Origin of the sequence: Arthrobacter sp. S39 (assembly GCF_004320525.1) — a bacterium.
Lineage (GTDB): Bacteria > Actinomycetota > Actinomycetes > Actinomycetales > Micrococcaceae > Arthrobacter.
In genome coordinates, this window is sequence record NZ_SIHX01000004.1 from 147,332 (window position 1) to 170,062 (window position 22,731).

The window sequence follows — 22,731 nt, forward strand, 5'->3', positions numbered from 1 at the left end:
CATGTTGCGCGGGCGGGTCAGGACCCGGACTGTTTGGCGGCCACGTCGTCGAACAAGCCGCCGCGTGCCTGCGGGTCGGGATTGGTGCCGCCGAGGGCGTTGCCGATTCCCTTCAGCGCCTCGCCGACTTCACTGGGGATGATCCACAGTTTGTTCGAGCTGCCCTCAGCCAGCTTGGGCAGGGTCTGCAGGTACTGGTACGCCAGGAGCTTCTGGTCTGGATTGCCCTTATGGATGGCATCGAAGACCTTTTGGATGGCCTGCGCTTCACCGTCGGCACGAAGGATGGCTGCCTTGGCATCACCCTCGGCAGCGAGGATGGATGCCTGCCGCTGGCCTTCGGCGGTGAGGATCGCGGACTGCTTGGTGCCTTCCGCGGTGAGGATGGCAGCGCGGCGGTCACGCTCGGCACGCATCTGCTTTTCCATGGAGTCCTGGATGGAGTGCGGCGGATCAATGGCCTTCAGCTCAACGCGCGAGACTCTGATGCCCCACCGTCCGGTTGCCTCATCCAGGACACCGCGGAGCTGGCCGTTGATCTGGTCGCGCGAGGTGAGTGCCTCTTCCAGGTTCAGCCCGCCAACGACGTTTCGCAGGGTGGTGGTGGTCAGCTGCTCAACCGCCTGGATGTAATTGGCGATTTCGTAGGTGGCCGCGCGCGGATCAGTGACCTGGAAATAGACCACGGTATCGATGGATACCACCAGGTTGTCCTCGGTAATAACCGGCTGCGGCGGGAATGACACCACCTGCTCGCGAAGGTCAAGGAGCGGCAGCAGGCGGTCCACGAAGGGGATCAGGATCGTCAGGCCTGGGTTCAGCGTCCGCTGGTACTTACCGAGCCGTTCCACAACGCCCGCGCGTGCCTGCGGAATGATCCGCACCGAGCGGACCAGAACTATTATCACGAACACGATCAGGACCACCAGCACAATGGCCACTGCGGCTCCTCCTGCGTTATCCATACATTTCCTCTTATCCCCAGTTGTTGTTGAAGCTGTATCTAGGCCGGGCTGGCAGTTTCCGGCTGCGCTGCGACCACGGCGGTTGCTCCGTCGATGGCCGACACCACAACCTTCTGGCCGGCGGGCAGTACTCCTGCGGCCGACCGGGCGGTCCAGACGTCGCCGCCGATCTTGACGAGGCCGCCGGTGGAACTGACAGATTCCATCACCAGCGCCTGCTCTCCGATGAGCCGGTCAATGTTGGTCCGCTGTTCTGTGGGCCCTTTTTTCAGGTGCGTCAGGGCCACGGGACGCACGAACGCGATCATCAGCAGGGACACCACGCAGAAGACCACGATCTGAAGCCAGAGGTCGGCACCGGCAAAGTCTGCGACCAGGGCAGCGAGGGTTCCGCCACCGAGCATGATGAAGAACAGGTCGAGCGTGATCATCTCGATCACTGCAAAAGCGAGGAAGGCGGTGAGCCACAATGCCCACCAGTTCTCGCCAAGCCATTCAAACATTCCGTCCCCCTTCGACAGCCATGGTCGCGCTGCGTGCAACGACGGCAGGCCCTCAGTACTGTCCTCCAATCGTAGTCCGCAGGGCCGCAGGGCGGCAGGTTGGCCGCATATTCCCGGGGATAGTGGCCAAGTCGTTACCGCGGTGGACCAGCCAGACGGAATACGGTGAGGCGGAACCGCGCCTCCACAGTGGTGCCCGGCGGCAGGCCGGTGAGCCGTGCAGCGAGCGCGGTGCGGTCCAGATGGTGGCCGGCCGGTCCCATATACGCGAGATCTACGACTTCATGGGGTGCCAGCACCAGCGGAAGGTCGACGTCATGGATGGACTCGACACTGAACTGACCGGACATCGCGTCAACCAGTCGGCCGTCCTTGCCTTCCTCGATCCCGAGCATTCCCGTCTGCCCGGCGATCGCCGCCAGGTGGCCCGTCCGCGGTGTCACAACCACCAGCAGCCCGCCCGGCCGGAGGACACGGGCAAATTCCGGCGGGTTGCGGGGCGCAAAAATCACGGTAATCACGTCCACGGCGTCATCCGCCACCGGCAGGGGCTGCCACACATCGCAGACCAGGTTGGTTGCCTCGGGGTTGAGCCGGGCAGCGCGCCGGAGGGCGAACTTTGAGATGTCCAGGCCGATGGCGGTCACCCTGGCAGTGGAGGCCGCGGCCGCATCAAGCAGGACACGCAGGTAGTGGCCGGTGCCGGTTCCCGAATCCAGTATCGTCGCGGCATCCCGGGGAAGGGAGGGAACGACGGCGGCAGCAACGGCGTCAGCCAGGGGCCGGTAGTGCCCGCTGTCGAGGAAGCTGAACCGGGCGGCGACCATCTCGGCGGTGTCGGCCTCGAACGCGGTGCCTTTGCCAACCAGGAAATTGAAATATCCCTGCTTGGCGGCGTCGAAGCTGTGTCCGGCCGCGCACACCAGCGCCTTTCCCGGAACTGCCGGTCCGGCGTCGGCGGCCGAACTGAGCGGCGAGCGGCAAACGGGGCAGCGCAGCGCCAGGTCAGGTGTGGAAGGCATGTCCACCATCTTAGGGCCGCCGGAACGGCGCATCCGGCCCTTGATCGGCCTGTTTCCCCTGTGGTGGGGCGCACGTTAGGCTCACGTGGGTGAAGCCAGAACACCTCCCGCTCCTGAACTCTGTCTCGGCGCCGGCCGTCCATCCCGACGGGAGCCGGGCCGTGGTTTCGGTCACCAGGCCGGATTTCGACGCCGACGCGTATGTAGGCCAGCTGTGGAATGTTCCGCTGGATCCTGGGCAGTTGCCGCGCCGGATTACCCGTGGCTTCAAGGATTCTGCACCGGCTTTCTCCCCGGATGGCCTGGCGCTGGCGTTCGTTCGCGTCATGGGACCGTCAGCGAAACCGCAGCTGTTTGTGGTGGAGGCCGGCGGTGGTGAACCGAGGGCTTTGACGGACCGGACCCTCGGCGTCGAGGCTTTTGCCTGGTCTTCCGATTCCCAACGGATTGTCTTCAGCTCACGGGAACCGGCCGCCGGCCGCTACGGAACCAGGGAGAACGTCGATGCCGGCGCCGAGGATCCGCGGCTGGTCACGGACTACCAGTACCGGCTCAATGGCGTGGGATATACCCGGGACAAACCGGCCCAGATCTTTGTGCTGGACGTCCCGGAGTTTGGCGAGGAACCGCGCGTGGTTCCCCGCGGCCGAGCGCAGCGGGACCACCGCCCGGCCGGCGACGTTCCACCGGCCCTGCAGCTGACATCCGCCGCCACCGACCATGAGAGTGCCGGGTTCAGCGCCGACGGCGCCTTTGTCTACTTTGTCACCGCACCGCCGGGCAGCGACGACACCCTGGAAACGGGCATCTACCGGGTTCCGGCAGGCGGAGGGGAGCCGCTGCGGGTGGAGCCGGCGGGAGCCCCGCGCCAGGCCGTCGAGTCCGTCCGGCAGTCCCGGGACGGGAAATGGCTGTTCTTCATCGCCCGGGGACTCGGCGAAACCGGTACGGACTTTGTGGCCCGCAACGCGGTGCTGCACTGCATGCCCGCCGATGGAGGCCGGGCCGCAGCGCTGACTGACCCGGAGATGATGGACGTCGCCTGCCCCGGCGGCCGCATCGAACTGCGTGGCCCGGCGGGAGCGATCGTCCTGAACAATGCCCAGGGAACCGTGGAACTCCTGGAGTTGCACGCGGACGGCGACCACGCATTGCTGGTGCACGGGGACAGGGTGGTCACAGGAGCCGCCTGGGCCGGAGGAGCAATGCTGGTCTCGTTCAGCGACCCTTCCACCGCCGGCGACCTGGCCGTCCTCGACGACGGGCAGCTGCGGCTCCTCACTGATTTTTCCGCCGCGCTTCGGGTGCAGTCAGACGTCATTGTCCCCCAGGAGCTGACGTTCCCTTCTGCGGACGGATACCCGGTGCACGGCTGGCTGGTCAGGCCCGCCGGGAAAGGGCCCCATCCGGTGCTGCTGTCCATCCACGGGGGGCCGTTTGCCCAGTACACGGTGGCGCTCCACGACGAAGCCCAGGTCTACGCGGGTGCGGGGTATGCGGTCCTGATGTGCAATCCCAGGGGCTCCGCCGGCTACGGCCGGGAGCATGGGCTGGCTGTCAAGGGAGCCATGGGCACCCTCGACATGCAGGATGTGCTGGCCTTCCTGGAAGGTGCACTGGATAAATTCCCGGCCCTGGATGCCGGCCGGCTTGGCATCATGGGCGGGTCTTACGGCGGCTACCTCACCGCACAGACCATCGGGCGCGACCACCGTTTCTCGGCGGCCATTGTGGAGCGAGGGTTCCTGGATCCGGTCAGCTTCGAAGGCTCGGCGGACATCGGCTGGTACTTCGGTGCCGAGTACATGGGCCGGTCACGCCCTGCCATGGCTTCGCAGAGCCCGATGGAACACGTGGACGAAGTCCGGACTCCTGCGCTGGTCATTCACAGCGAGGACGACCTGCGCTGCCCGGTGGAGCAGGGCCAGCGCTATTTCACGGCCCTGAAGCGGAACGGGGTTCCCACGGCGTTGCTCCTCTTCCCGGGCGAGGACCATGAACTCTCCCGGTCAGGAACACCGCATCATCGGCGCCTTCGGTTCGAGCACATCCTCCGCTGGTGGTCCCGTTTCCTGCCGACGGCGGGCAACCCGGCCGGCCCCGGAACTGAGGGCATGCCCGACGGCGGCACGCGGGGCTAGTGCCTCGGCAGGTCAGGGAGGCCGGGGAGGAAACCCAGCGCCGAGCGCGCCTTGCCGATGCCGGGCTCAGCCCAGTGGGCGGCATATTCCGCGTTGCCGCTCAGTGACCGCAGCTCGGCCCGGTCAACGTACAGCGTTCCCTGAAGGTGGTCAGTTTCATGCTGCACGATCCGTGCCTGCCAGCCCGTGAATTCCCGTTCGGCCGCCAGGCCGCCGGGCTCATCAAAGTTCAGCCGGACCCGCTCCGGGCGGACCACCACAGCCTGCAGCCCGTTGAGCGAAAGGCAGCCTTCGAAGAACGCGGCGGCCTGGGTGCCCACGGCGCGGTACCGCGGATTCAGGACCGCGAGGAACTCCAGCGGCGTCCGGTTCCGCACGGCCGCAGCGTCAGGGTCGACGTCGAACTTGTCCTCCAGCACCGCCAGTTGCAGGGGAATACCCAACTGCGGGGCGGCAAGCCCCACCCCCGGGGCCTCGTGCATCACGCGCTTCATCAGCTCAACAAGCTGGTCCAGTTCGCCGGACGTGATCTGGCCGTCAAAGGCGGCGGCCTGCTGCCGGAGGACCGGATGCCCCGCCTGCACAATGGGCGGCAATGCTTCCGCCGCAAGGATTTCCTGGACTGTTTCCTGGATGCGCGCAGGACTGAAGGGCGTCGGCGGCGATGCATGACTCATGGGGAACAGCCTAGCGGCGCAAAGGCGGCGGCCGTGGCAATCGGTTAGTGTCGATTCCATGGCTGAAGAGATGTCGCTGGGGAAACCGCCGCTGGAACTCGTTCTCGATTTTGTCCGGACGCTGGAGGCGGGCGGCGGGGCCGCCCGCATCCGGCCCTTCCTGGCGGACGGGTTTGTCCTCGTTGAGGCTCCGCACCTGCTGGCACCGGCCGGTTCAACCCGGACCCTGGAGCAGGTGCTGGCCGGCGCTGACAACAGTGCCGGAGTCGTGGCCAACCAGAAGTTCGAGATCCGGCGGACCACCTGCGAACAGGGGCGGGTTGTTTTGGAGGCAGACTGGTCGGCGACGTCGCTGATGGACCTGCGGTACTGGGACGCCGGGGAGACCATCCGGGCACGGACGTCGTCCGTTTTTGAAGTCCGGGATGGCCGGATCGTCAGCCAGGACAGCTACGACTGCTACTACACGTCCTGAAAGCCACGCCGCCACGGGCGGTTCCGATGCATGGTGTCACTGCATCGTGAACCGGCGGGCCACCAGCCTGTTCAGCGGCTGCATGGAGGCGACTGCCCCGATCGCGTGATTCCGCAGGCCCAGCCAGGGCTGCGGGAACGGGCGCCCGAGCATCATGTTGACTTCAGACTGCCGGCGGGCCACACCCGCTGCCCGCCGCCGCCGGATTTCAAAATCCTTGAGGCTCCTCCCGACGGGCCTGGCGGCCAGGGCGTCGCAGATTATCGGGGCCAGCGCTTCGGCGTCCAGCCAGCCCAGGTTCATTCCCTGGCCGCCGATGGGGCTGACTTCGTGGGCGGCGTCACCGATCAGGGCGGTCCTGCCGGCCACCATCCGCGGTGCGATGGCTGACCGGGTGCTGAAACGGCTGAGCATCGTGTTGCTGCCGGCGTCCAGCTGAATTCCCGTCCGCTGATGGACGAGTGCTGCCAGTTCCGCAGCGGCGGGGACCCCGCACGGCCGGCCGGCACGGACAACCCATCGCCTCAGGCCACTGGGAAGCGGAAAGGACTCGACGATTCCACCTTCCTCCAGGAACAGCACGGCGTCTGCCCCAAAGGTCCCCGCATCGGCGAAGTCGCCCATGACGTAGTGGTCCGGGTATCTTTTCGGCCGCACTGAAATCCCCAGCAGATCCCTCATCGTGGAATGGGCGCCGTCCGCGGCCACGGCGAGGGCGGACTCCAGGTGCGTGGAAACAGCGCCGGAGGTGACTGCGAGCGTCACCGCGCCGCCGTCGTCCGTTATTCCGGTGACCCGGGCGCCCCGGGCCAGCGCCGAGGGGTCCAATTCCTGCACCCGGCGTTCAAGGGACGCCTCGGTGTGGCTCTGTGGGAGGGACAGGACAAAAGGGAACTGCCGCGAGACCGACTCAAACGACATGGTGCCCACAAGTTTGCCGCCGCTGTAGGCCCGGCCGCGGCGGATCGCCACTCCGCCGGCTGCCAGTTCAGGCGCCACCCCCGCACGGTCAAGCGCCACGAGGGCCGGCGGGTGAATGCCGATGGCCCGAGAATGGCTGTCACGCTCACGCCGTTGTTCGAGGACGCGGACGCCCAGGCCCTCCTGCAACAGCAGGGCTGCAAGGTAGAGGCCCACGGGACCGCCGCCCACAATCGCCACGTCAATCATGGGGAGTCCTTGCGGCGGGCCAGCATCTGGTGGAACGCGGACGTGCGTTCGACGCGCCAGCCCGGGGAAGCCAGAGCCGCAAGTTCCTGCGGGGTGTAGCTGCGGCGGATGGAGGTCAGCCCGTCCTCGCGGATAAAGGAGCCCCGGAACGGAAGGGCGGCCACGGCGAACAGCGCATAGGCTGCCGGGCTGCGGCGGAGGTCATTGTGCAGCACCTTTGTCCGGGCGAGCGCCTCCGAGTCGGCAAGGAACTGCTGCAGCCCGGCCGGTTGCAGGTGGTGGAGGACATGGTTGGAAATCACGACGTCGAAGCTCAGCCCTTCGCGCAGAAGCCCGGTGGTGTGCGCCTGCCGGAAGTCCACGCCGGCAAGCGGTGGCCGCCCGGCGGCGAAGGCGTGGGCGCGGCCGTCCGGATCGATGCCGGTGACGTGGAGCCGGACCCGGTCCTTCGCGGCCCAACGCGACAGCCTGGTGGCAAGATCGCCGCCGCCGGAGCCGACATCCAGCAGCGTCGTGGCGGATTCGGCCGAGAGGAGGGGCCGGATTTCCTGCCGGTACAACCTGCGCCACCCCGACAGCGCGCCGTTGACCAGCCCGAACTGCCGGTAGGTCCGCTCCAGCCGCACCGGATCACAGTCGGGCATGTCCATCTTTTCAACAGCATCAAAGGCGCGCCTGCGCATCAGCCACACGCGAAGCTCAGGCCAGCGACGTTTCGGCGGCCGTTTCACGCACGGCTGAGGGGCGTCGTCCCGTGCCCTGCCGCAGCTTGGTGAACAGGCCGGTTTCCACTGTCAGGCCCGGACCGAAGGCCATGGAGCAGATACGTTCGTCACCGCCGTCGAGTGGCTGGTCGAGGATGTGTTTGAGGACGAACAGGACAGTGGCGCTGCTCATGTTGCCGTAGTTCCGCAGCGTCCCGCGCGCAGGAACGAGTTGCTCATCGCTCAGCTCCAGCCTGGACTGGACCTTGTCCAGGATGCTCCGGCCCCCTGGGTGGATGCCCCAATGCCGGATGTCACGGTAGGGGAGTCCCTGGACTGTTGGGTCCCGGGCGAGCAACGGTTCCAGCGCCCCGATGATGTGGTCATCAATGATGTGGGGCACGTAGTTTCCGAGCACCATCTCAAATCCGTTGTCGCCGATGTTCCAGGCCATGGATTCCTCACCGACCGGCGTCAGTACGGTTTCAAAGTGGTCCAGCCGCATCAGCGCGGGTGCCTCCGGAACGTCGCGGGCGGTGACGATGGCCGCTGCCGCTCCGTCAGCAAACAGCGCCGATCCCATGATGGTGTCCGGGTCGTTCGAGGTCCGGACATGCAGGGAGCAGAGCTCGGCGCAGACCACCAGCACCACCGCCCCGGGATCAGCCTCGCAGAAGGATTTTGCGGCGCGGAGGGCAGGAAACGCGGCGTAGCAGCCCATAAACCCGAGGTGGTAGCGCTGCACCGCCGGATCCAGGCCCAGCGCCCGGACGATCTTGTAGTCGGGGCCCGGATTGTAGAACCCGGTGCAGGAAACCGTGATCAGGTGGGTAATGTCCTGTGCTTGAAGTTCCGGGCACGCGTCGACGGCGGCCTGGGCGGCCTCGATGAACAGCTTGGTGGCTTCCCGGCCAAAGATCTCGTTGCGGACTTTCGTGCTGGGGTTCAGCAAAAGACTGGTTGCGGGGTCGAAGAACTGCGGATCGTCGGCCCGGAAGTCCCTGGTCATTTCCTCGACCGCGGTGTAGCGGGTGTCGATCGCCGCCGAGTCGAAGCAGGTGCTGACCAACCTCGAACCCAGCCGCGTCAGTCCGGGCTGGGAGGCGAAAACGTCGCGGGCCTCCGTTTGAACCAGCATCGTTGGCGGAACAGCTGTTTCCAGGGAACGCACATAGACCGTCATTGGCTTATTCTTGGCGAGCTCCGCGGATAAGACAATGGCCCGGTACGCCGGAACTGCGTCTGAAGTGGGGAAATACCCCCTCTACACAGGGCAGGAAGCTGGTTAGATAGACCCAGGGCACGCCGCCGGAAGCCGCCGGGCCGCCGCCAGGCGACACCGCCGCAACAAGCCGGGTGAGAACAGGGAGACAACAATGAGCATCGACACGAGTTCGGAACAGCAGTCGCCTGCGCTGCACGCTGCCGACACCCACGACATGATCCGTGTGCAGGGTGCCCGGGAGAACAATCTCAAGGACATCAGCATCGAGATCCCCAAGCGCCGCCTGACGGTGTTCACGGGGGTGTCCGGCTCAGGCAAGAGCTCGCTGGTGTTTGCCACCATCGCCGCGGAGTCGCAGCGGATGATCAATGAAACCTACAGCGCCTTTGTGCAGGGGTTCATGCCCAACCTGGCCCGGCCCGACGTCGACTTCCTCGAGGGACTGACGACGGCCATCATCGTTGACCAGGAGCGGATGGGAGCGAACCCCCGCTCCACGGTGGGCACTGCGACGGACGCCAATGCCATGCTCCGGATCCTCTTCAGCCGGCTGGGCCAGCCGTACGTCGGGCCGCCCACGGCATTTTCCTTCAACGTCCCGACGCGGAAGGCCAGCGGCGTGATGAGCACCGAGAAGGCCGGCGGCCGGGTCGAAAAGGCCGTTGTGCAGAACCAGGTCTACCTGGGCGGCATGTGTGCGCGCTGCGAGGGCATGGGTTCGGTCTCCGATTTCGACCTCACCGCTTTGTACGACGACACGAAGTCGCTGGCCGACGGCGCCCTGACGGTGCCCGGGTACAGCATGGACGGCTGGTACGGCCGGCTGTTCGAGGGGATGGGCCTGCCGATGGACAAGCCGATTGCCACGTTCACAAAGAAGCAGCTCGAGACGATGCTGTACGCCGAACCCACCAAGATCAAGGTTGAGGGCATCAACCTCACGTTCGAGGGCATCATCCCCAAGATCCAGAAGTCCATGCTGTCCAAGGACGTCGAGGCGATGCAGCCGCACGTGCGGCGCTTCGTGGAGAGCGCCATCACTTTCCAGGCCTGCCCCGAGTGCGAGGGCACCCGGCTCAGCCCCGAGGCGAGGTCGTCGAGGATCCAGGGCAAGAACATCGCCGATCTCTGCGAAATGCAGATCAGCGACCTGGCCGGATGGATCCGGGAGTTCGACGAGCCGTCGGTTGCGCCGCTCCTGAAGGGCCTGCGGCACCTGCTCGATTCGTTCGCTGAGATCGGGCTGGGCTACCTTTCACTGGACCGGCCCGCGGGCACGCTGTCCGGGGGAGAGGCCCAGCGCACGAAGATGATCCGTCACCTCGGGTCCTCACTCACGGACGTCACCTACGTGTTCGACGAGCCGACGATCGGCCTGCACCCGCACGACATCGAGCGGATGAACCAGCTTCTGCTGCAGCTTCGGGACAAGGGCAACACGGTGCTCGTTGTGGAGCACAAGCCGGAGACCATCGCCATCGCCGACCACGTCGTCGACCTCGGTCCCGGCGCCGGCACCAAGGGCGGCAATGTTTGCTTCGAGGGCAGTGTGGAGGAGTTGCGGGGGAGCGAGACCATCACCGGGCACCACCTCGACGACCGGGCGGCCGTGAAGGACTCAGTGCGTCAATCAGCGAGCAAACTGGAGGTCCGTGGAGCTTCAACGCACAACCTCCAGGAGGTAGACGTCGATGTCCCGCTCGGTGTGCTGTGTGTCGTGACGGGTGTGGCCGGCTCCGGGAAGAGCTCTCTGATCCACGGCTCGGTGGCTGGCCGCGACGGCGTCGTGGTCATCGACCAGGGTGCCATCAAAGGCTCGCGGCGCAGCAACCCCGCGACGTACACCGGCCTGCTCGAGCCGATCCGCAAGGCGTTCGCTAAAGCCAACGACGTGAAGCCGGCGCTCTTCAGCTCCAATTCCGAGGGCGCCTGTCCCACCTGCAACGGCGCGGGCGTCATCTTCACCGAACTGGGCGTCATGGCCACCGTCGAGTCCACGTGCGAGGACTGCGAGGGCAGGAGGTTCCAGGCTTCAGTGCTGGAATACACGCTGGGCGGGCGCAACATCGCCGAAGTACTGGCGATGTCCATGACCGAAGCCGAGGTGTTCTTCAGCGAAGGGGAGGCGCGCACACCGGCGGCCCACAAAATCCTGCACCGGCTGGTCGATGTCGGACTCGGTTACCTCACACTCGGCCAACCGCTCACCACACTGTCCGGCGGCGAGCGGCAGCGCGTCAAACTTGCCACCCAGATGGCCGAGAAGGGTGACGTTTACGTCCTCGACGAACCGACCACCGGACTCCACCTCGCCGACGTCGAGAACCTGCTGGGCCTGCTGGACCGGCTGGTCGACTCCGGCAAGTCGGTGATCGTCATCGAGCACCACCAGGCGGTCATGGCGCACGCCGACTGGATCATCGACCTGGGTCCCGGCGCAGGGCACGACGGCGGCAAGGTCGTTTTCGAGGGCACGCCGGCCGAGCTGGTGGACGCCAGTTCGACCCTTACAGGCAAGCACCTCGCAGCGTACGTCGGCCCTTAAGGCTTAGAATCCGGGGACGGAGCCGGACCGGGTGATGTCAATCTGGTCCGGCTTTGGACGCTGCCGGGGGATTCCACCGCGAGATGGCAGGCCCCGGACCGCGCAGAGATTTTGTTTCGCCATGTCGGTGCGGTTTAGTGATGGCATGTCTCCCGTGTGGTCCTTACGTCAGGCTCTTCGCTCCGACGCTCCTTGGATCGCTGAGCTGCGCGCCCTTGTCATGCGCCCGGACCTCGAACGACTCGGGCGCTGGGACCCGGTCCGGGTGCGGCAGCGCTTCCGCGACGGTTTTCTCCCCGCCCACACGTTCGTGATCGAGGTTGAGTGCTCCCCGGTCGGAGTGATCGCGGTCCGCCCCGAACGCGACGAGCAGTGGATTGAACACTTTTACCTAGGATCCCAGCACCAGGGGCGGGGCATCGGGAGTGAGGTCCTGCGCCACGTGATGGCGACGCTGGGTGATGCCCGGCCTTTCCGGCTGAACGTCCTTCAAGGCAGTTCCGCGCAACGGCTCTATGAACGACACGGGTTCGTTCACGAGCACGAGGACCCGATCGACGTTTTCCTCGTCGCCAGAACAATCGCTGAAACGGGGCCGGCAAATCCTGAAGCCCGCTGAGACTTCTGGAAGATTCGGAAAATCGCGAGCGTTCGTTGCGTCCGATTTGAACCTGGTTCACTAATTCCATTGGGCGAAAACGCCTCCCCAAACGGCTACCGAGGTGGGCAAGACTGGTGTCGGCGCACGACGGGGTACCGGGACGCGCTAGCCGCCACGCCTACCAAAGGAACGCAGATGCCCGTTGAACAACTCCGCCTTGAGGAAATCCGGATGCGTGATCCGTTCATTTTGGAGCCGCTTCCAGGTGAGTTCGTGCTTTTCGGGACCACCGATGAGAACGTCTGGGGAGGGCCCGCGACTGGCTTCGACTGCTACACCAGCGACGATCTCGAGCACTGGGATGGCCCCATCGCCGCGTTCCGCCCCCGGCAAGGTTTCTGGGCGGACAGCCAGTACTGGGCGCCGGAAGTCCACTCCCTTGACGGACGGTTCTTCATGCTCGCAACATTCGCCACCTCGACCGGCGCACGCCCCCGTGGAGTCGCGATCCTGGTCGCGGACCACCCCACAGGTCCCTACGAGCCGTGGAGCGATGGACCTGTGACACCGGTGTCCGAGCCCAGCCTCGACGGAACGCTTTTCGTTGATGACGACTCTGACCAGTGGCTGGTCTACAGCCGCGGCGCGGAGGGGACACCTGACAAACCAGGGATCCCTGACGGCGAGATGTACGCGCTCCGCCTGTCCCAGGACCTAAAAACTGCCGCGGGTGAGCCAGTCCTGTTGTTCGCAGCTTCATCGGCAGCCTGGACCAGGCCGCTGCGGTTCCCGGACGGGGTGGAACCACCGGAGGGCCTGAACCTGGCCAAGGACCCGTTGTTCACCGATGGCCCCTTTCTCATCCGATCGCCCGAGGGGTCGCTGCTGATGCTGTGGTCGAGCCACGGGGACGCCGGATACGCGATGGGCATCGCCGAATCAGAAAATGGAACCATCATGGGGCCCTGGCTTCAGCACGACCAGCCCCTGTGGTCCAGCAACGGTGGCCATGGCATGATCCTCCGAACCTCCAGCGGACATGACTACCTGGTCTTCCACTGGCCCAACAACACCCCGGACGAACGTGTGAAGCTCACCGAAGTGGAGATCAAGGGCGCCCGGGTCCGGATCCTGTGATGTAGTGAGGGTGTTCGCTGACGAGTCGAGTGCATGGCGTTCAAGCCTGGACGGGGGAGCCGCCGTCTTCGGCGATGATCGCCACGGGCCGAGGAAGGTGATTTCTTGCAGCTCCTCGTCTCTGACCAGCCAACAGCCGTTTCTACCTTCGGGTTCCGGCGTACGAATGCAGTCACCGCCGTAAAGCGGTCTAACTCGGCAAGACGCCAAATTAGTCATGGAATGGGTTCTCGCAGGTATAGTCCCAGAAGCTCACTTTATTGGGGCGGCCAGCAATCGCCGGAGTGCCTCCACTGCTTCAGTCAGTTCTTCACCGGGATCTAATGTGAGTTCTCCCTTGGCCGCCCATGGAGTCGGGCGGTCGAATTCCCCGAGCTCGAAGGAGAGCCGGACGTGACCGTCGTGCTTCGCGGACAGCCGAAAATCTCCCTCCAGGGAGTCGAAGTTCTTGTTCCCGTCCCAGCCGCGCCAATTAACTGCGAGGCCCTCAAAAAAGGACAGCAGCGCCGACCAGCCGTCGAAATCCCAGACACGTTTGCTGGCTCGGAGTCCTTGTAGTTCCACGGTGACCGTCAGGTCTTCGATGGTCGTGCCTGGGCTGCGAAGTGTCCGTTCAACGTGGAAGTTGAGCGTGCCCTGATGTCCGACTGTCACCTCGTGCATTTCTTCATCTTCCACTACAAGCTCGAACGGAATTGGAGTCGATCTCGCCAGTAGTAGTAGACGGTTAACCCGGCAGCAAGGGGCTCTCCGTCGTCGACGGCCTTTCGAGGTTGGTCGATGTCATCAATTGAGGGGTCGAGGGGACGCCAATCAGGATCGCGGACGAACCCTTCTTGCTCAGGAGTGGCCAGTGGCCGATTCCATGCGGGAGGGTGAGCATACGCGTCCTGGCATTTGATGAGGGGTGCATTGGCCCCGCCCATGGTCGGGAATCGTAGCTGTACTATGTCGTCCTCCCAGCCGCAAACCGGACAGATCTCATAAGATCCGGGCTGTTCGTCAAAAGCAAGATATCCGCAGCATGAGCAAGGAAAGTTGTGGGAATCCGGCATCTAGCCAGTCTGGCATGCTCGAGCCAGGCCAACCTCAGTTTTCATATCCGGATCCGTGCGGCGCCGTCCTAGCGCCGCCGGAAACTCCCGCACCCCCAACAAAGCCGTTTGACCTGAGGAGACGCAGGATTCGTCAGGGGACGGTAGTTCTCGCAGCCACTTCTACTCCCGTGCTTTTAACGCCGATAATCTACATTATGTCAAGTAGAACATTGATCATTGCATCCGACGCACGATCGCCCCTCCTCCGACCACCGACGGGCGGCACGCTCTCGCCTATCTCTGAACGCGCCTGTGACTGCGGAAACACTCCGCGCAGAGGTGTCTATACCTTGCTCGCGACCACCATGTAGTTCTCGGCCTCAAGATCGAACGTGCTCACTTCCGTCCGGAGTCCGACCCGGTGCAGCTCGACTTCGAGTTCCTCGTACCGGTAGGGCCAGCAGGACAGCAGTTCCGAGCGGACAAGAACCAGCCCAGTCGCATCAACTTGGGCGATCGCAATCTCGATGTGGTGCTCATCCTCCCAATGCGGCGCAATCTCCCAGCGGTAGACCACGACGGCATCGCGACCGTTCCGGCGGACGAGTCGGTCCCCGATGTCCAGCCGGGAACCTCTGGCCCTCACGAGTTCCCAAGTGCGGGATGTGAGCACCAAGCGCCCGCCAGGGCGCAGAAGCCGTGACATCGACTCCAGAGCAGTACCCCTGCCTGTCGCGCCCGCGGCATGGTGAAGCGAGTTGCCAACGCAGAACACCATGTCGAACGTGTCGTCCTCGAAATGGTCGGGCAACTCTTCCCAGTTCGCCCGCACGGCCCGGACGGAGGCCCCGAACTCCTCAGACAACTCTGCAGTCCGGCGAACCATCGCTTCGCTGGCGTCAGTTGCGACAACCTGCATGCCACGACCGGCGAGGCCAACCGCCAACTGTCCGGTTCCGCACGAACAGTCGAGGACATGAGCATTCGACGGCAGGAGATTGAGGGCGTCATCGAACGACGCAGCGAACTCGGCGGGAGGCAACTTTGCATCCGAGATGAGCCATTCGTACACCTCGGCAAGCACGTCATATTCCGCCACAACCACTACCTCCGTCACGCAGCAGACTCACGGTGGGACGTCAGTCCATCAGCGGAGCAAGCCGGGCACCAATGTTTTCGCAAGGATAACCCGTCCCCGCATGCCGCGGATAGCGCGAGGACTATAGCGTCAACCGAGTCGGTCGACCCTGGGTATCGCCACCGGGAAAAGTCCAAAACGGGCCCCCTCTCCCCCACTCGGACATAACGCCTCTATTCACGCTCCTCTATCTCGCACCGGGTTGCCCGACCGCAGATCCACCCCGAAACGGATTTCCGCACGGTTGGCGGCCGCCGGACGCGGCATCATTCATGCCCATTTCCCTCCCCTCAACATCACCCTCATCCCCCTGTTGACGGCCGATGTGATGCAAGATACAGTTACACCAAGTTATACGAATAACTCACCGAAATTACCGAAGGCCCAAGGAGGTGCCCATGGCTGGATCACGGCCTAAGTCCGGACCGACAATGCACGACGTCGCTGCTGCGGCCGGCGTCTCACAGGCCACCGTTTCCTTGGTGCTGAACTCGGCCGCTGGGTCGCGTTTTTCCGAGGACACCCGCAAGCGCGTCCGGGACGCCGTGGACCGCCTCGGCTACCGCACCAACGCCCATGCCAAAGTCCTCCGCGAGGGCGTCGCCGGCATGATCGGGTTCATCGGCGATTCCGTCGCCACCACTCCTTTTGCCGGCGCCATCATCGAAGGCGCGCAGCAGCGGGCCTGGGAGGACGGGCTCCTGCTGCTCACCGTCAACACCGGCGGTGACAGGGACCTTGAGGCCGCATCCTTGGACACCATGCTCTCCTACAAGGTTGCCGGCGTGGTCTACGCCGCCATGTACCACCGCCGCCTGGACGTTCCGGAGGCCCTGACGGGCGTCCGATCCGTCGTACTGAATTCACAGGACCGGGCCGGCCGGGTCCCGAGCGTCGCACCGGATGAAGTCAAAGGCGGCTACGCAGCCACCCGCCGGCTACTCCAAAGCGGCCACACCAGGGTGGGACTGATCAACATCGAAACCCTTGAAAGCGGTCTCCCTGCCGCAGTCGGCCGGTACGAGGGCTACTGCTCGGCACTTGAGGAAGCCGGACTGGACATCAATCCTGCCTTGGTACGCTTCGGCCAGGGCGGCGAGGAACACGGCTACAAGTATGCGATGGAGCTGCTGACCTCAGACCACCCGCCGACAGCGATCTTCTGCGCCAATGACCGCGGCGCCTGGGGCGCCTACCAGGCCGTCTCGGACCTGCGCCTCTCGATTCCGGACGACGTGTCCATTGTGGGCTTCGATAATCAGGCAACCCTGGCGCCGTTCCTCCGGCCGGGACTGACCACTTTTGAATTGCCGTTCGTCGCCATGGGCCGGCGCGCGGTTGAACTGATCCTCCAGGATGCGGAACCCGACGGCCGGGTCGAGCTCATGGACTGCCCTCTGATTGAACGGAACTCAGTCACCCATCCTAAGGAGATGCCATGAGCCGCACCATCCCGGCCCGACGCGGGCGTCCTGCCGCGGCGCCGTTGCCGCAACCAAAAAATTCTCTTGCACTCCGCCTGAAGAGGATTTCCCGCGCCTGGCAGTTATACGTATTACTAGCCCCCGCGATCATCTACATAGTGGTCTTCAAGTATTGGCCGATGTACGGCGTGCAGATCGCTTTCAAGAACTACAACCCGGTGGACGGGTTCACCGACAGCCCCTGGGTGGGCCTGACGCACTTCATCCGGTTTATGAACTCCTATCAATTCGGCCAGGTCGTCGGCAACACCCTGTGGATCGCTGTCCTGGGCCTGCTGGTGGCCTTCCCGATCCCGATCATCCTCGCCCTGCTGGTTAACCAGCTCCAGAGCGAGAGGTTCAAGAAGTTCACCCAGACAGTGCTGTACTCGCCGGCGTTCATCTCCACCGTCGTGGTGGTGGGCATCATGTTCGTGGTTCTCTCCCCCAGGTCGGGACTCGTGAACAACGCAATTCAGCTCGGCGGCGGTGAGCCGATCTTCTTTATGGGCTCCGCGGAGTGGTTCCGGCCCATCTACGTGATCTCGGACGTCTGGCAGAACGCCGGTTTCTCCATGATCGTGTATCTCGCGGCCCTTGCTGCCATCGACCCGGCACTGCATGATGCGGCCAAGGTCGACGGCGCCTCGAAGCTGCAGCGCATCCGGCACATCGACCTGCCGGGCATCATGCCCGTAGTGACGATCCTGTTCATCCTCGCCATCGGCAACCTGCTCAACGTCGGCTTCGAGAAGGCCCTGCTGATGCAGACGCCACTGAACCTCTCGACCTCGGAGATCATCCAGACCTACGTCTACCACGCGGGCCTGCAGCAGGCGCAGTTCAGCTACTCGGCCGCCATCGGCCTGTTCAATTCCCTCCTCAACCTGGCACTGCTGCTCGTCTTCAACACGATCGCGCGCCGGGCCAACCAAGCGACCCTGTGGTGATGACAACATGTCCCTGACAACCAACCCCCGCACCCTCAACCACCCCAACCGGGCCAGCAGCCCGGGCCGCCCCAAGCAGACACTGCGGGACCGATACGGTGACCGTGCCTTCAACATCGCGGCCACAACCGTCCTGCTGCTGTCCATCCTCGCCGTGGTGTATCCGCTGTACTTCATCGTTATCGCCTCCATCAGCGACCCCAACGCCGTCTACGAAGGCAAGGTCTGGCTGTTTCCCTCCGGCGTGACCACCGAGGGCTACGAGCGGATCTTTGCCGACAGCCGGATCTGGAACGGCCTGGGCAACACGGTCATCTACACCGTCCTCGGCACCGCCATCAGCGTCAGCACCATCCTGTGCGGCGCCTACGCACTGTCCCGCAAGGACATGCCCGGCCGGAAAATCCTCATGCTCCTGTTCGTCATCACCATGTTCTTCGACGGCGGCCTCATCACCAAGTACCTGGTGGTCCGCGACCTGGGCATGCTGGACACGGTCTGGGCGGTAGTCCTGCCCGGCGCCGTGGGCGTGTGGAACCTGATCATCGCCAGGTCCTTCTTTGAACACACCATCCCCAACGAGCTGCGCGAAGCCGCCCAGATGGACGGGGCAACGGACTTCAAATTCTTCTTCCAGATGGTGCTCCCCCTGTCCAAGCCGCTGATCATGCTCATGATCATGGTCCACGTGGTGGCGCAATGGAACTCGTTCTTCGACGCACTGATCTTCCTCAACGACGACTCCAAGTACCCGCTGCAGCTGGTCCTGCGCAACATCCTCATCCAGTCAGACGTCTCATCCACCGGAACCACCGGCGGAGACATCGAGTCCTATGCCGCCGCGCAACGGATCGCAGAGCTCACCAAATACGCCATGATCGTCGTCTCGAGCCTGCCACTCATGATTGCCCTGCCATTCATGCAGAAGCACTTCACCAAGGGCGCCATGATCGGCGCCGTCAAATAGCTCCAACCCCCGCAATATCCCCCTCAGTAATTCTCAGATGCAGTATCCCCACTTCAGAATAGGAATGACCATGGCATTCAGCCGCAAATTCGCCGCCCTCGGCGCCGTCCTGGCCGGAACATTGATGTTCACCGCCTGCTCCGGCGGCGGCTCGGGCACCACGGAGATCAAAGACGCCTCCGCGGACTTCGGCTTCCAGGAAACTGGCTTTCCGATCGTCAGCAAGCAGCTCGACCTGACGTTCTCCGGCACGAAGGCAGCCCTTGCCCCGGACTACAACACCATGACGGTGGTGAAGGAATGGGAAAAGGCCACCAACGTCCACATCAACTGGGAGAACCTGCCCGAAACGGTCTTCAAGGAAAAGAAGAACCTCATCCTCGCCAGCGGTGACCTGCCCGACGCGTTCTTCAATTCGGGACTGACCGACGCCGAGATCGCCACCTACTCGGCCAGCGGCACCCTCATCCCCCTCGAGGGGCTCATCGAGAAGAACGCGCCCAACCTCTCCAAGCTGCTTTCGGACCGGCCCGACATCAAGGCAGCCATCACCTCTTCGGACGGGCACATCTACTCCCTGCCGTCGGTGGAAGAGCTCGGCCTGGTCCAGTTCCCCAACGAACTGGCCATCAACACCGCCTGGCTCAAGAAGCTCAACATCCCGATGCCGAAGACCATCGATGAGTTCCATGATGCGCTGCTGGCCTTCAAGACCCGGGACGCTTCCGGGACCGGCAAGACCATCCCGCTAAGCTTCATGCCCGGTTCCTGGTGCGGGGACATCGTTGACCTGATCGCCGCCCTCGGCGGAGTGCCGGACAACATGGACCACCGCATCGTCCAGGACGACAAAGTCATCTTCACTCCCACCCAGGACGGCTACAAAAAAGCCATCCAGACCCTGCACGAGTGGTACCAGGAAGGCCTGATCGATCCCGAATCCTTCTCCCAGGACGACAAGGCCTACCTGGCCAAGGGCAAGGCCGCCACGGAAAACCTCGGCTCCTTCGTCTGGTGGGAAATCCCCGAAATGGTCGGCGCCGACCGCGCCAACAACTACTCCCTGGTCCCGGTCCTCGAAGGCGTGAACGGCAAGCGGATCGCCAGCCAGTCCAACAACCAGGAAATCGCCCGCGGCGCCTTCGCCGTCACGCGGACCAACAAATATCCTGCGGCGACCATGCGCTGGGCCGACAACCTCTACGACCCCATCCAGTCCGCCCAGGCCAACTGGGGACCCATCGGTGAAACCCTGCAAAAGGACGCCACCGGCATCCTGACCCAGATCCCCGCCCCGGCCGGCACCAGCGAAGGCGAACGCCGCCAAAAGGTCGCCCCAGGCGGCCCGAAGGCCAACACTGCCGAAAACTTCACCACCGTCGTCGCACCTGAACCACGCGCCGCCGCACGCCAGAAGACCGTGGAAGAAAACTACAAGCCCTTCGCGGCTAACGACGGTTACCCGCCGGTGGCCCTCTCCACGGAGGAACTCCAGCAGATCGGCACCATCGAAACGGACGCCGCGTCCCTGGTCAAGCAGAACATGGCCAAATGGATCGTCTCCGGCGGCATCGAGCAGGAATGGGACGGCTACGTCTCCCAGCTCAAGAACGTCGGCGTCGACAAAATGATTGAGGTCTACCAGCAGGCCTACGACCGCTACAAGAAGAACTCCTAACTCCGAAGTACCCGGGTGGGCCGGCGCATACCGGCCCACCCAACCCACAGGGACCCTCAGGCAGGTGTTCCCCACCCGACCTGCACAGAAACGAGAACCACGTTCATGACTGCCGCGACCGCCACCACGGCCGACACCTTCCGTCCGGCGCTGCACTACGCCGCCCGGAACACCTGGCTCAATGACCCCAATGGCCTGATTTTCCACGGCGGCGTCTACCACCTCTACTACCAGAACAACCCGCTGGACAACGTCTGGGGCAACATGTCCTGGGGACACGCCACCTCCCCTGACCTGACCACCTGGACGGAACACCCCGTCGCCATCGCCTGCGACGAGGAAGAAGACATCTTCTCCGGAAGCATCGTCTTCGACAGGGACAACACCAGCGGTTTCGGCACCGACTCGGCTCCGCCCCTGGTGGCCGTCTACACCAGCGCATACAAGACCGGCTCCAAGCACGCGGGGCTCCAGGCACAGTCGCTGGCCTACAGCCTGGACGGAGGCTACACGTGGACCAAACACACCGCCAACCCCGTCCTGAGCCGCGGCTCAGCAGAGTTCCGCGACCCCAAAGTCATCAGGTACGACGGCGGCGCCGGCAGTTACTGGGTCATGGTCGCCGTGGAAGCCACGGACTTCCAGGTGGTGCTCTACAAATCCGAGGACCTGTTGAGCTGGGTGCCATTGAGCACATTTGGCCCGGCCAACGCCACCGGCGGCGTCTGGGAATGTCCTGACCTTTTCCCCCTCCCCGTGGACGGGGATCCGGGAAACCTGAAGTGGGTCCTCACCGTCAACCTCAACCCGGGCGGGCCCAACAACGGCTCCGCGGGGCAGTACTTCGTTGGAGACTTCGACGGGACCACGTTCACGTCGGAAACCACCGTGACCCAAGGACTCCAGGACCCCGCCCGGCTGGGTGAGTACCAGTGGCTGGACTGGGGCCGGGACTACTACGCCGCAGTATCCTTCAGCGACGCCCCCGATAACCGCCGCCTTATGATCGCCTGGATGAACAACTGGGAATACGCCAACCAGATCCCCACCTCACCGTGGCGGAGCCCCATGACCATGGCCCGCGAAGTGTCACTCGGCACTGTCGACGGAAGTCCTCGGCTGGTCCAACAGGCCACCGGCGACTTCGAAGCACTTTCCGGGGCCGGCCATTCCTTCACCCTTGCAAGTACGGACCTGTCGGACTGCACCCGTGTCCTGGACGGGGCGGCCGGCACCGTTCAGCGGATCGAGGCGAGGTTCACCCCCGGCGACGCGGACGAGTTTGGCCTTGTCATCCGCGGAAACGGCGCCCACGGAACGCGCATCGGCATCCGGCCGGAACAAGGCACGCTCCATGTCGACCGCCGGACATCAGGGCGGACCGACTTCCACGCATCCTTCCCCTCGGTCGACGCGGCCCCCATCCACACGGTCGACGGCTCCTACAAACTCGACATTTATGTGGACCGCTGCTCGGTTGAAATCTTCGCCCAGGACGGCCAGGTCACCATGACGGAACTGATCTTCCCGGCGGCCACGAGTACCGACGTCGCCATTTACGCCCTCGGCGGCACAGTGACCATCAATAGCCTGGACATCACCCGATTCGCCTGACGCGGTCCTGGTGGGGCGGGTTTCGTCCCGACGTGGCCCCTCCACCGTGGCCGCTCAGCGCCGCGGACGAACACCCGCACCGGCAACGGCTCCCAGGGCGGCCCCAACAAACATACCGACGAAAGGGCTCTGGAAAACTGCCAGCCCGAGAGCTATCCCGATCGCAGCGCCGACCAGTGTGCCGATCCACAGCGGCTTGTTCATCGGCGCGCCGCCGGAAAGATGCTAGCCCTCATAGGCGGTTTGAAGGGCGGCGATATCAAGCTTGCGCATTCCGAGCATGGCCTGCATCGCGCGCTGGGCGCCCTCCGGATCCGGCCCGCCGATCAGCGATCCGAGCGCCGACGGCACAATCTGCCAGGACACACCATAGCGGTCCCTTAACCAGCCGCACTGGCTCTCGGCGCCGCCATCGGTCAGCGCCGCCCAGTAGCGGTCCACCTCTCCCTGGCCCTCGCAGTCAACGACGAACGAGACTGCCTCGGTGAAGTTGGACGGCGCTCCCCCGTTCAGCGCCAGGAACCTGCGCCCTTCGATCTCAAACTCAGCGGTAATCACTCCACCCGCGGGACCAGGGCCGCCCTCGCCGTAGCGCGAGACTTCCAGTATCCGGGAGTCGTCAAAGACTGAGACATAGAACTCGGCGGCTTCTTCGGCCTGGTTCTCGAACCACAGGCAAGTGGAAATCTTGTGCATGGGTGCTCCCTTCCGGCTCGAGC

At 64.4% G+C, this 22,731-nt stretch carries 21 protein-coding genes; 10 read left to right on the forward strand and 11 right to left on the reverse strand.

Going from position 1 to position 22,731, the window contains the following annotated elements:
* Positions 1-17 precede the first annotated feature (17 nt).
* The 3 genes from EYS21_RS09750 to EYS21_RS09760 form a co-directional block, all read right to left on the reverse strand.
* On the reverse strand, positions 18-965 hold the full coding sequence (locus EYS21_RS09750) for an SPFH domain-containing protein (RefSeq protein ID WP_131133012.1): 948 nt from the start codon (positions 963-965) through the stop codon (positions 18-20).
* A 38-nt stretch (positions 966-1,003) separates the two neighbouring features.
* The gene (locus EYS21_RS09755; protein ID WP_131133013.1) at positions 1,004-1,468 is read right to left on the reverse strand and encodes an NfeD family protein; all 465 of its coding nucleotides are present in this window, start codon (positions 1,466-1,468) and stop codon (positions 1,004-1,006) included.
* A gap of 134 nt (positions 1,469-1,602) precedes the next feature.
* The gene (locus EYS21_RS09760; protein WP_131133014.1) at positions 1,603-2,490 is read right to left on the reverse strand and encodes a methyltransferase domain-containing protein; all 888 of its coding nucleotides are present in this window, start codon (positions 2,488-2,490) and stop codon (positions 1,603-1,605) included.
* An 89-nt stretch (positions 2,491-2,579) separates the two neighbouring features.
* On the opposite strand from EYS21_RS09760, the gene EYS21_RS09765 reads away from it, so the two are divergent.
* Entirely contained in the window at positions 2,580-4,631 is a 2,052-nt protein-coding gene (locus EYS21_RS09765; RefSeq protein WP_131133015.1) for a S9 family peptidase, read from the forward strand.
* On the opposite strand, the gene EYS21_RS09770 is transcribed toward EYS21_RS09765, so the two are convergent.
* Complete coding sequence (locus EYS21_RS09770; protein ID WP_131133016.1) at positions 4,628-5,308, reverse strand: peptide deformylase; 681 nt, start codon at positions 5,306-5,308, stop codon at positions 4,628-4,630. The two genes, EYS21_RS09765 and EYS21_RS09770, sit on opposite strands and share 4 nt — an antisense overlap.
* 58 nt (positions 5,309-5,366) lie before the next feature.
* Between EYS21_RS09770 and EYS21_RS09775 the strand changes: the two genes are divergently transcribed.
* Complete coding sequence (locus EYS21_RS09775; protein ID WP_131133017.1) at positions 5,367-5,783, forward strand: nuclear transport factor 2 family protein; 417 nt, start codon at positions 5,367-5,369, stop codon at positions 5,781-5,783.
* Positions 5,784-5,819: 36 nt separating this feature from the next.
* On the opposite strand, the gene EYS21_RS09780 is transcribed toward EYS21_RS09775, so the two are convergent.
* From EYS21_RS09780 to EYS21_RS09790, 3 genes are read right to left on the reverse strand one after another with little or no spacing between them, the layout of a single operon-like run.
* Positions 5,820-6,953 carry an NAD(P)/FAD-dependent oxidoreductase gene (locus tag EYS21_RS09780; protein ID WP_131133018.1) on the reverse strand — a complete coding sequence of 378 codons (1,134 nt, stop codon included), beginning with the start codon at positions 6,951-6,953 and terminating at the stop codon, positions 5,820-5,822.
* Positions 6,950-7,636: a class I SAM-dependent methyltransferase gene (locus tag EYS21_RS09785; protein ID WP_131133019.1), complete on the reverse strand. Its 687-nt coding sequence runs from the start codon at positions 7,634-7,636 to the stop codon at positions 6,950-6,952. The genes EYS21_RS09780 and EYS21_RS09785 overlap by 4 nt, the downstream gene beginning before the upstream one ends.
* A gap of 16 nt (positions 7,637-7,652) precedes the next feature.
* Positions 7,653-8,840, reverse strand: coding sequence for a type III polyketide synthase (locus tag EYS21_RS09790; protein WP_131133020.1), 1,188 nt, complete (start codon positions 8,838-8,840; stop codon positions 7,653-7,655).
* 193 nt (positions 8,841-9,033) lie between these two features.
* Between EYS21_RS09790 and EYS21_RS09795 the strand changes: the two genes are divergently transcribed.
* The 3 genes from EYS21_RS09795 to EYS21_RS09805 all read left to right on the forward strand — a co-directional run bounded on the left by EYS21_RS09795 (position 9,034) and on the right by EYS21_RS09805 (position 13,165).
* Entirely contained in the window at positions 9,034-11,427 is a 2,394-nt protein-coding gene (locus EYS21_RS09795) for an excinuclease ABC subunit UvrA (RefSeq protein ID WP_131133021.1), read from the forward strand.
* Between the two features lie 145 nt (positions 11,428-11,572).
* Entirely contained in the window at positions 11,573-12,046 is a 474-nt protein-coding gene (locus EYS21_RS09800) for a GNAT family N-acetyltransferase (RefSeq protein ID WP_131133022.1), read from the forward strand.
* 177 nt (positions 12,047-12,223) lie between these two features.
* Positions 12,224-13,165, forward strand: a complete 942-nt coding sequence (locus tag EYS21_RS09805) for a glycoside hydrolase family 43 protein (protein ID WP_242633365.1) — start codon at positions 12,224-12,226, stop codon at positions 13,163-13,165.
* Positions 13,166-13,417: 252 nt separating this feature from the next.
* On the opposite strand, the gene EYS21_RS09810 is transcribed toward EYS21_RS09805, so the two are convergent.
* The 3 genes from EYS21_RS09810 to EYS21_RS09820 form a co-directional block, all read right to left on the reverse strand.
* Positions 13,418-13,843: a DUF6228 family protein gene (locus tag EYS21_RS09810; protein WP_131133023.1), complete on the reverse strand. Its 426-nt coding sequence runs from the start codon at positions 13,841-13,843 to the stop codon at positions 13,418-13,420.
* Positions 13,843-14,220 carry a CPCC family cysteine-rich protein gene (locus tag EYS21_RS09815; RefSeq protein ID WP_131133024.1) on the reverse strand — a complete coding sequence of 126 codons (378 nt, stop codon included), beginning with the start codon at positions 14,218-14,220 and terminating at the stop codon, positions 13,843-13,845. Before EYS21_RS09815 ends, EYS21_RS09810 begins: the two co-directional genes overlap by 1 nt.
* A 325-nt stretch (positions 14,221-14,545) precedes the next feature.
* Entirely contained in the window at positions 14,546-15,319 is a 774-nt protein-coding gene (locus EYS21_RS09820) for a class I SAM-dependent methyltransferase (RefSeq protein WP_207307732.1), read from the reverse strand.
* 419 nt (positions 15,320-15,738) lie between these two features.
* Here EYS21_RS09820 and EYS21_RS09825 point away from each other — a divergent pair, with 419 nt between their 5' ends.
* The 5 genes from EYS21_RS09825 to EYS21_RS09845 all read left to right on the forward strand — a co-directional run bounded on the left by EYS21_RS09825 (position 15,739) and on the right by EYS21_RS09845 (position 22,012).
* Positions 15,739-16,782, forward strand: coding sequence for a LacI family DNA-binding transcriptional regulator (locus tag EYS21_RS09825; RefSeq protein ID WP_242633366.1), 1,044 nt, complete (start codon positions 15,739-15,741; stop codon positions 16,780-16,782).
* Positions 16,779-17,753, forward strand: a complete 975-nt coding sequence (locus EYS21_RS09830) for an ABC transporter permease subunit (RefSeq protein WP_131133025.1) — start codon at positions 16,779-16,781, stop codon at positions 17,751-17,753. The genes EYS21_RS09825 and EYS21_RS09830 overlap by 4 nt, the downstream gene beginning before the upstream one ends.
* A 7-nt stretch (positions 17,754-17,760) precedes the next feature.
* Complete coding sequence (locus EYS21_RS09835) at positions 17,761-18,720, forward strand: carbohydrate ABC transporter permease (RefSeq protein WP_242633367.1); 960 nt, start codon at positions 17,761-17,763, stop codon at positions 18,718-18,720.
* Between the two features lie 70 nt (positions 18,721-18,790).
* Positions 18,791-20,398, forward strand: coding sequence for an ABC transporter substrate-binding protein (locus tag EYS21_RS09840; RefSeq protein WP_131133026.1), 1,608 nt, complete (start codon positions 18,791-18,793; stop codon positions 20,396-20,398).
* A 105-nt stretch (positions 20,399-20,503) separates the two neighbouring features.
* Positions 20,504-22,012, forward strand: a complete 1,509-nt coding sequence (locus EYS21_RS09845) for a glycoside hydrolase family 32 protein (RefSeq protein ID WP_131133027.1) — start codon at positions 20,504-20,506, stop codon at positions 22,010-22,012.
* 225 nt (positions 22,013-22,237) lie between these two features.
* On the opposite strand, the gene EYS21_RS09850 is transcribed toward EYS21_RS09845, so the two are convergent.
* Positions 22,238-22,708 (reverse strand): VOC family protein, encoded by a 471-nt coding sequence (locus EYS21_RS09850; RefSeq protein WP_131133028.1) that lies wholly within the window; start codon positions 22,706-22,708, stop codon positions 22,238-22,240.
* Between the last annotated feature and the right edge of the window lie 23 nt (positions 22,709-22,731).

Excerpts from the sequence above, each read along its gene's own strand:
- EYS21_RS09750 (WP_131133012.1), bottom strand. The coding sequence starts at position 965 with ATGGATAACGCAGGAGGAGCCGCAGTGGCCATTGTGCTGGTGGTCCTG.
- EYS21_RS09755 (WP_131133013.1), bottom strand. The coding sequence starts at position 1,468 with ATGTTTGAATGGCTTGGCGAGAACTGGTGGGCATTGTGGCTCACCGCC.
- EYS21_RS09760 (WP_131133014.1), bottom strand. The coding sequence starts at position 2,490 with ATGCCTTCCACACCTGACCTGGCGCTGCGCTGCCCCGTTTGCCGCTCG.
- EYS21_RS09770 (WP_131133016.1), bottom strand. The coding sequence starts at position 5,308 with ATGAGTCATGCATCGCCGCCGACGCCCTTCAGTCCTGCGCGCATCCAG.
- EYS21_RS09775 (WP_131133017.1), top strand. The coding sequence starts at position 5,367 with ATGGCTGAAGAGATGTCGCTGGGGAAACCGCCGCTGGAACTCGTTCTC.
- EYS21_RS09780 (WP_131133018.1), bottom strand. The coding sequence starts at position 6,953 with ATGATTGACGTGGCGATTGTGGGCGGCGGTCCCGTGGGCCTCTACCTT.
- EYS21_RS09785 (WP_131133019.1), bottom strand. The coding sequence starts at position 7,636 with ATGCGCAGGCGCGCCTTTGATGCTGTTGAAAAGATGGACATGCCCGAC.
- EYS21_RS09790 (WP_131133020.1), bottom strand. The coding sequence starts at position 8,840 with ATGACGGTCTATGTGCGTTCCCTGGAAACAGCTGTTCCGCCAACGATG.
- EYS21_RS09795 (WP_131133021.1), top strand. The coding sequence starts at position 9,034 with ATGAGCATCGACACGAGTTCGGAACAGCAGTCGCCTGCGCTGCACGCT.
- EYS21_RS09800 (WP_131133022.1), top strand. The coding sequence starts at position 11,573 with ATGTCTCCCGTGTGGTCCTTACGTCAGGCTCTTCGCTCCGACGCTCCT.
- EYS21_RS09805 (WP_242633365.1), top strand. The coding sequence starts at position 12,224 with ATGCCCGTTGAACAACTCCGCCTTGAGGAAATCCGGATGCGTGATCCG.
- EYS21_RS09815 (WP_131133024.1), bottom strand. The coding sequence starts at position 14,220 with ATGCCGGATTCCCACAACTTTCCTTGCTCATGCTGCGGATATCTTGCT.
- EYS21_RS09825 (WP_242633366.1), top strand. The coding sequence starts at position 15,739 with ATGGCTGGATCACGGCCTAAGTCCGGACCGACAATGCACGACGTCGCT.
- EYS21_RS09830 (WP_131133025.1), top strand. The coding sequence starts at position 16,779 with ATGAGCCGCACCATCCCGGCCCGACGCGGGCGTCCTGCCGCGGCGCCG.
- EYS21_RS09835 (WP_242633367.1), top strand. The coding sequence starts at position 17,761 with ATGTCCCTGACAACCAACCCCCGCACCCTCAACCACCCCAACCGGGCC.
- EYS21_RS09840 (WP_131133026.1), top strand. The coding sequence starts at position 18,791 with ATGGCATTCAGCCGCAAATTCGCCGCCCTCGGCGCCGTCCTGGCCGGA.
- EYS21_RS09845 (WP_131133027.1), top strand. The coding sequence starts at position 20,504 with ATGACTGCCGCGACCGCCACCACGGCCGACACCTTCCGTCCGGCGCTG.
- EYS21_RS09850 (WP_131133028.1), bottom strand. The coding sequence starts at position 22,708 with ATGCACAAGATTTCCACTTGCCTGTGGTTCGAGAACCAGGCCGAAGAA.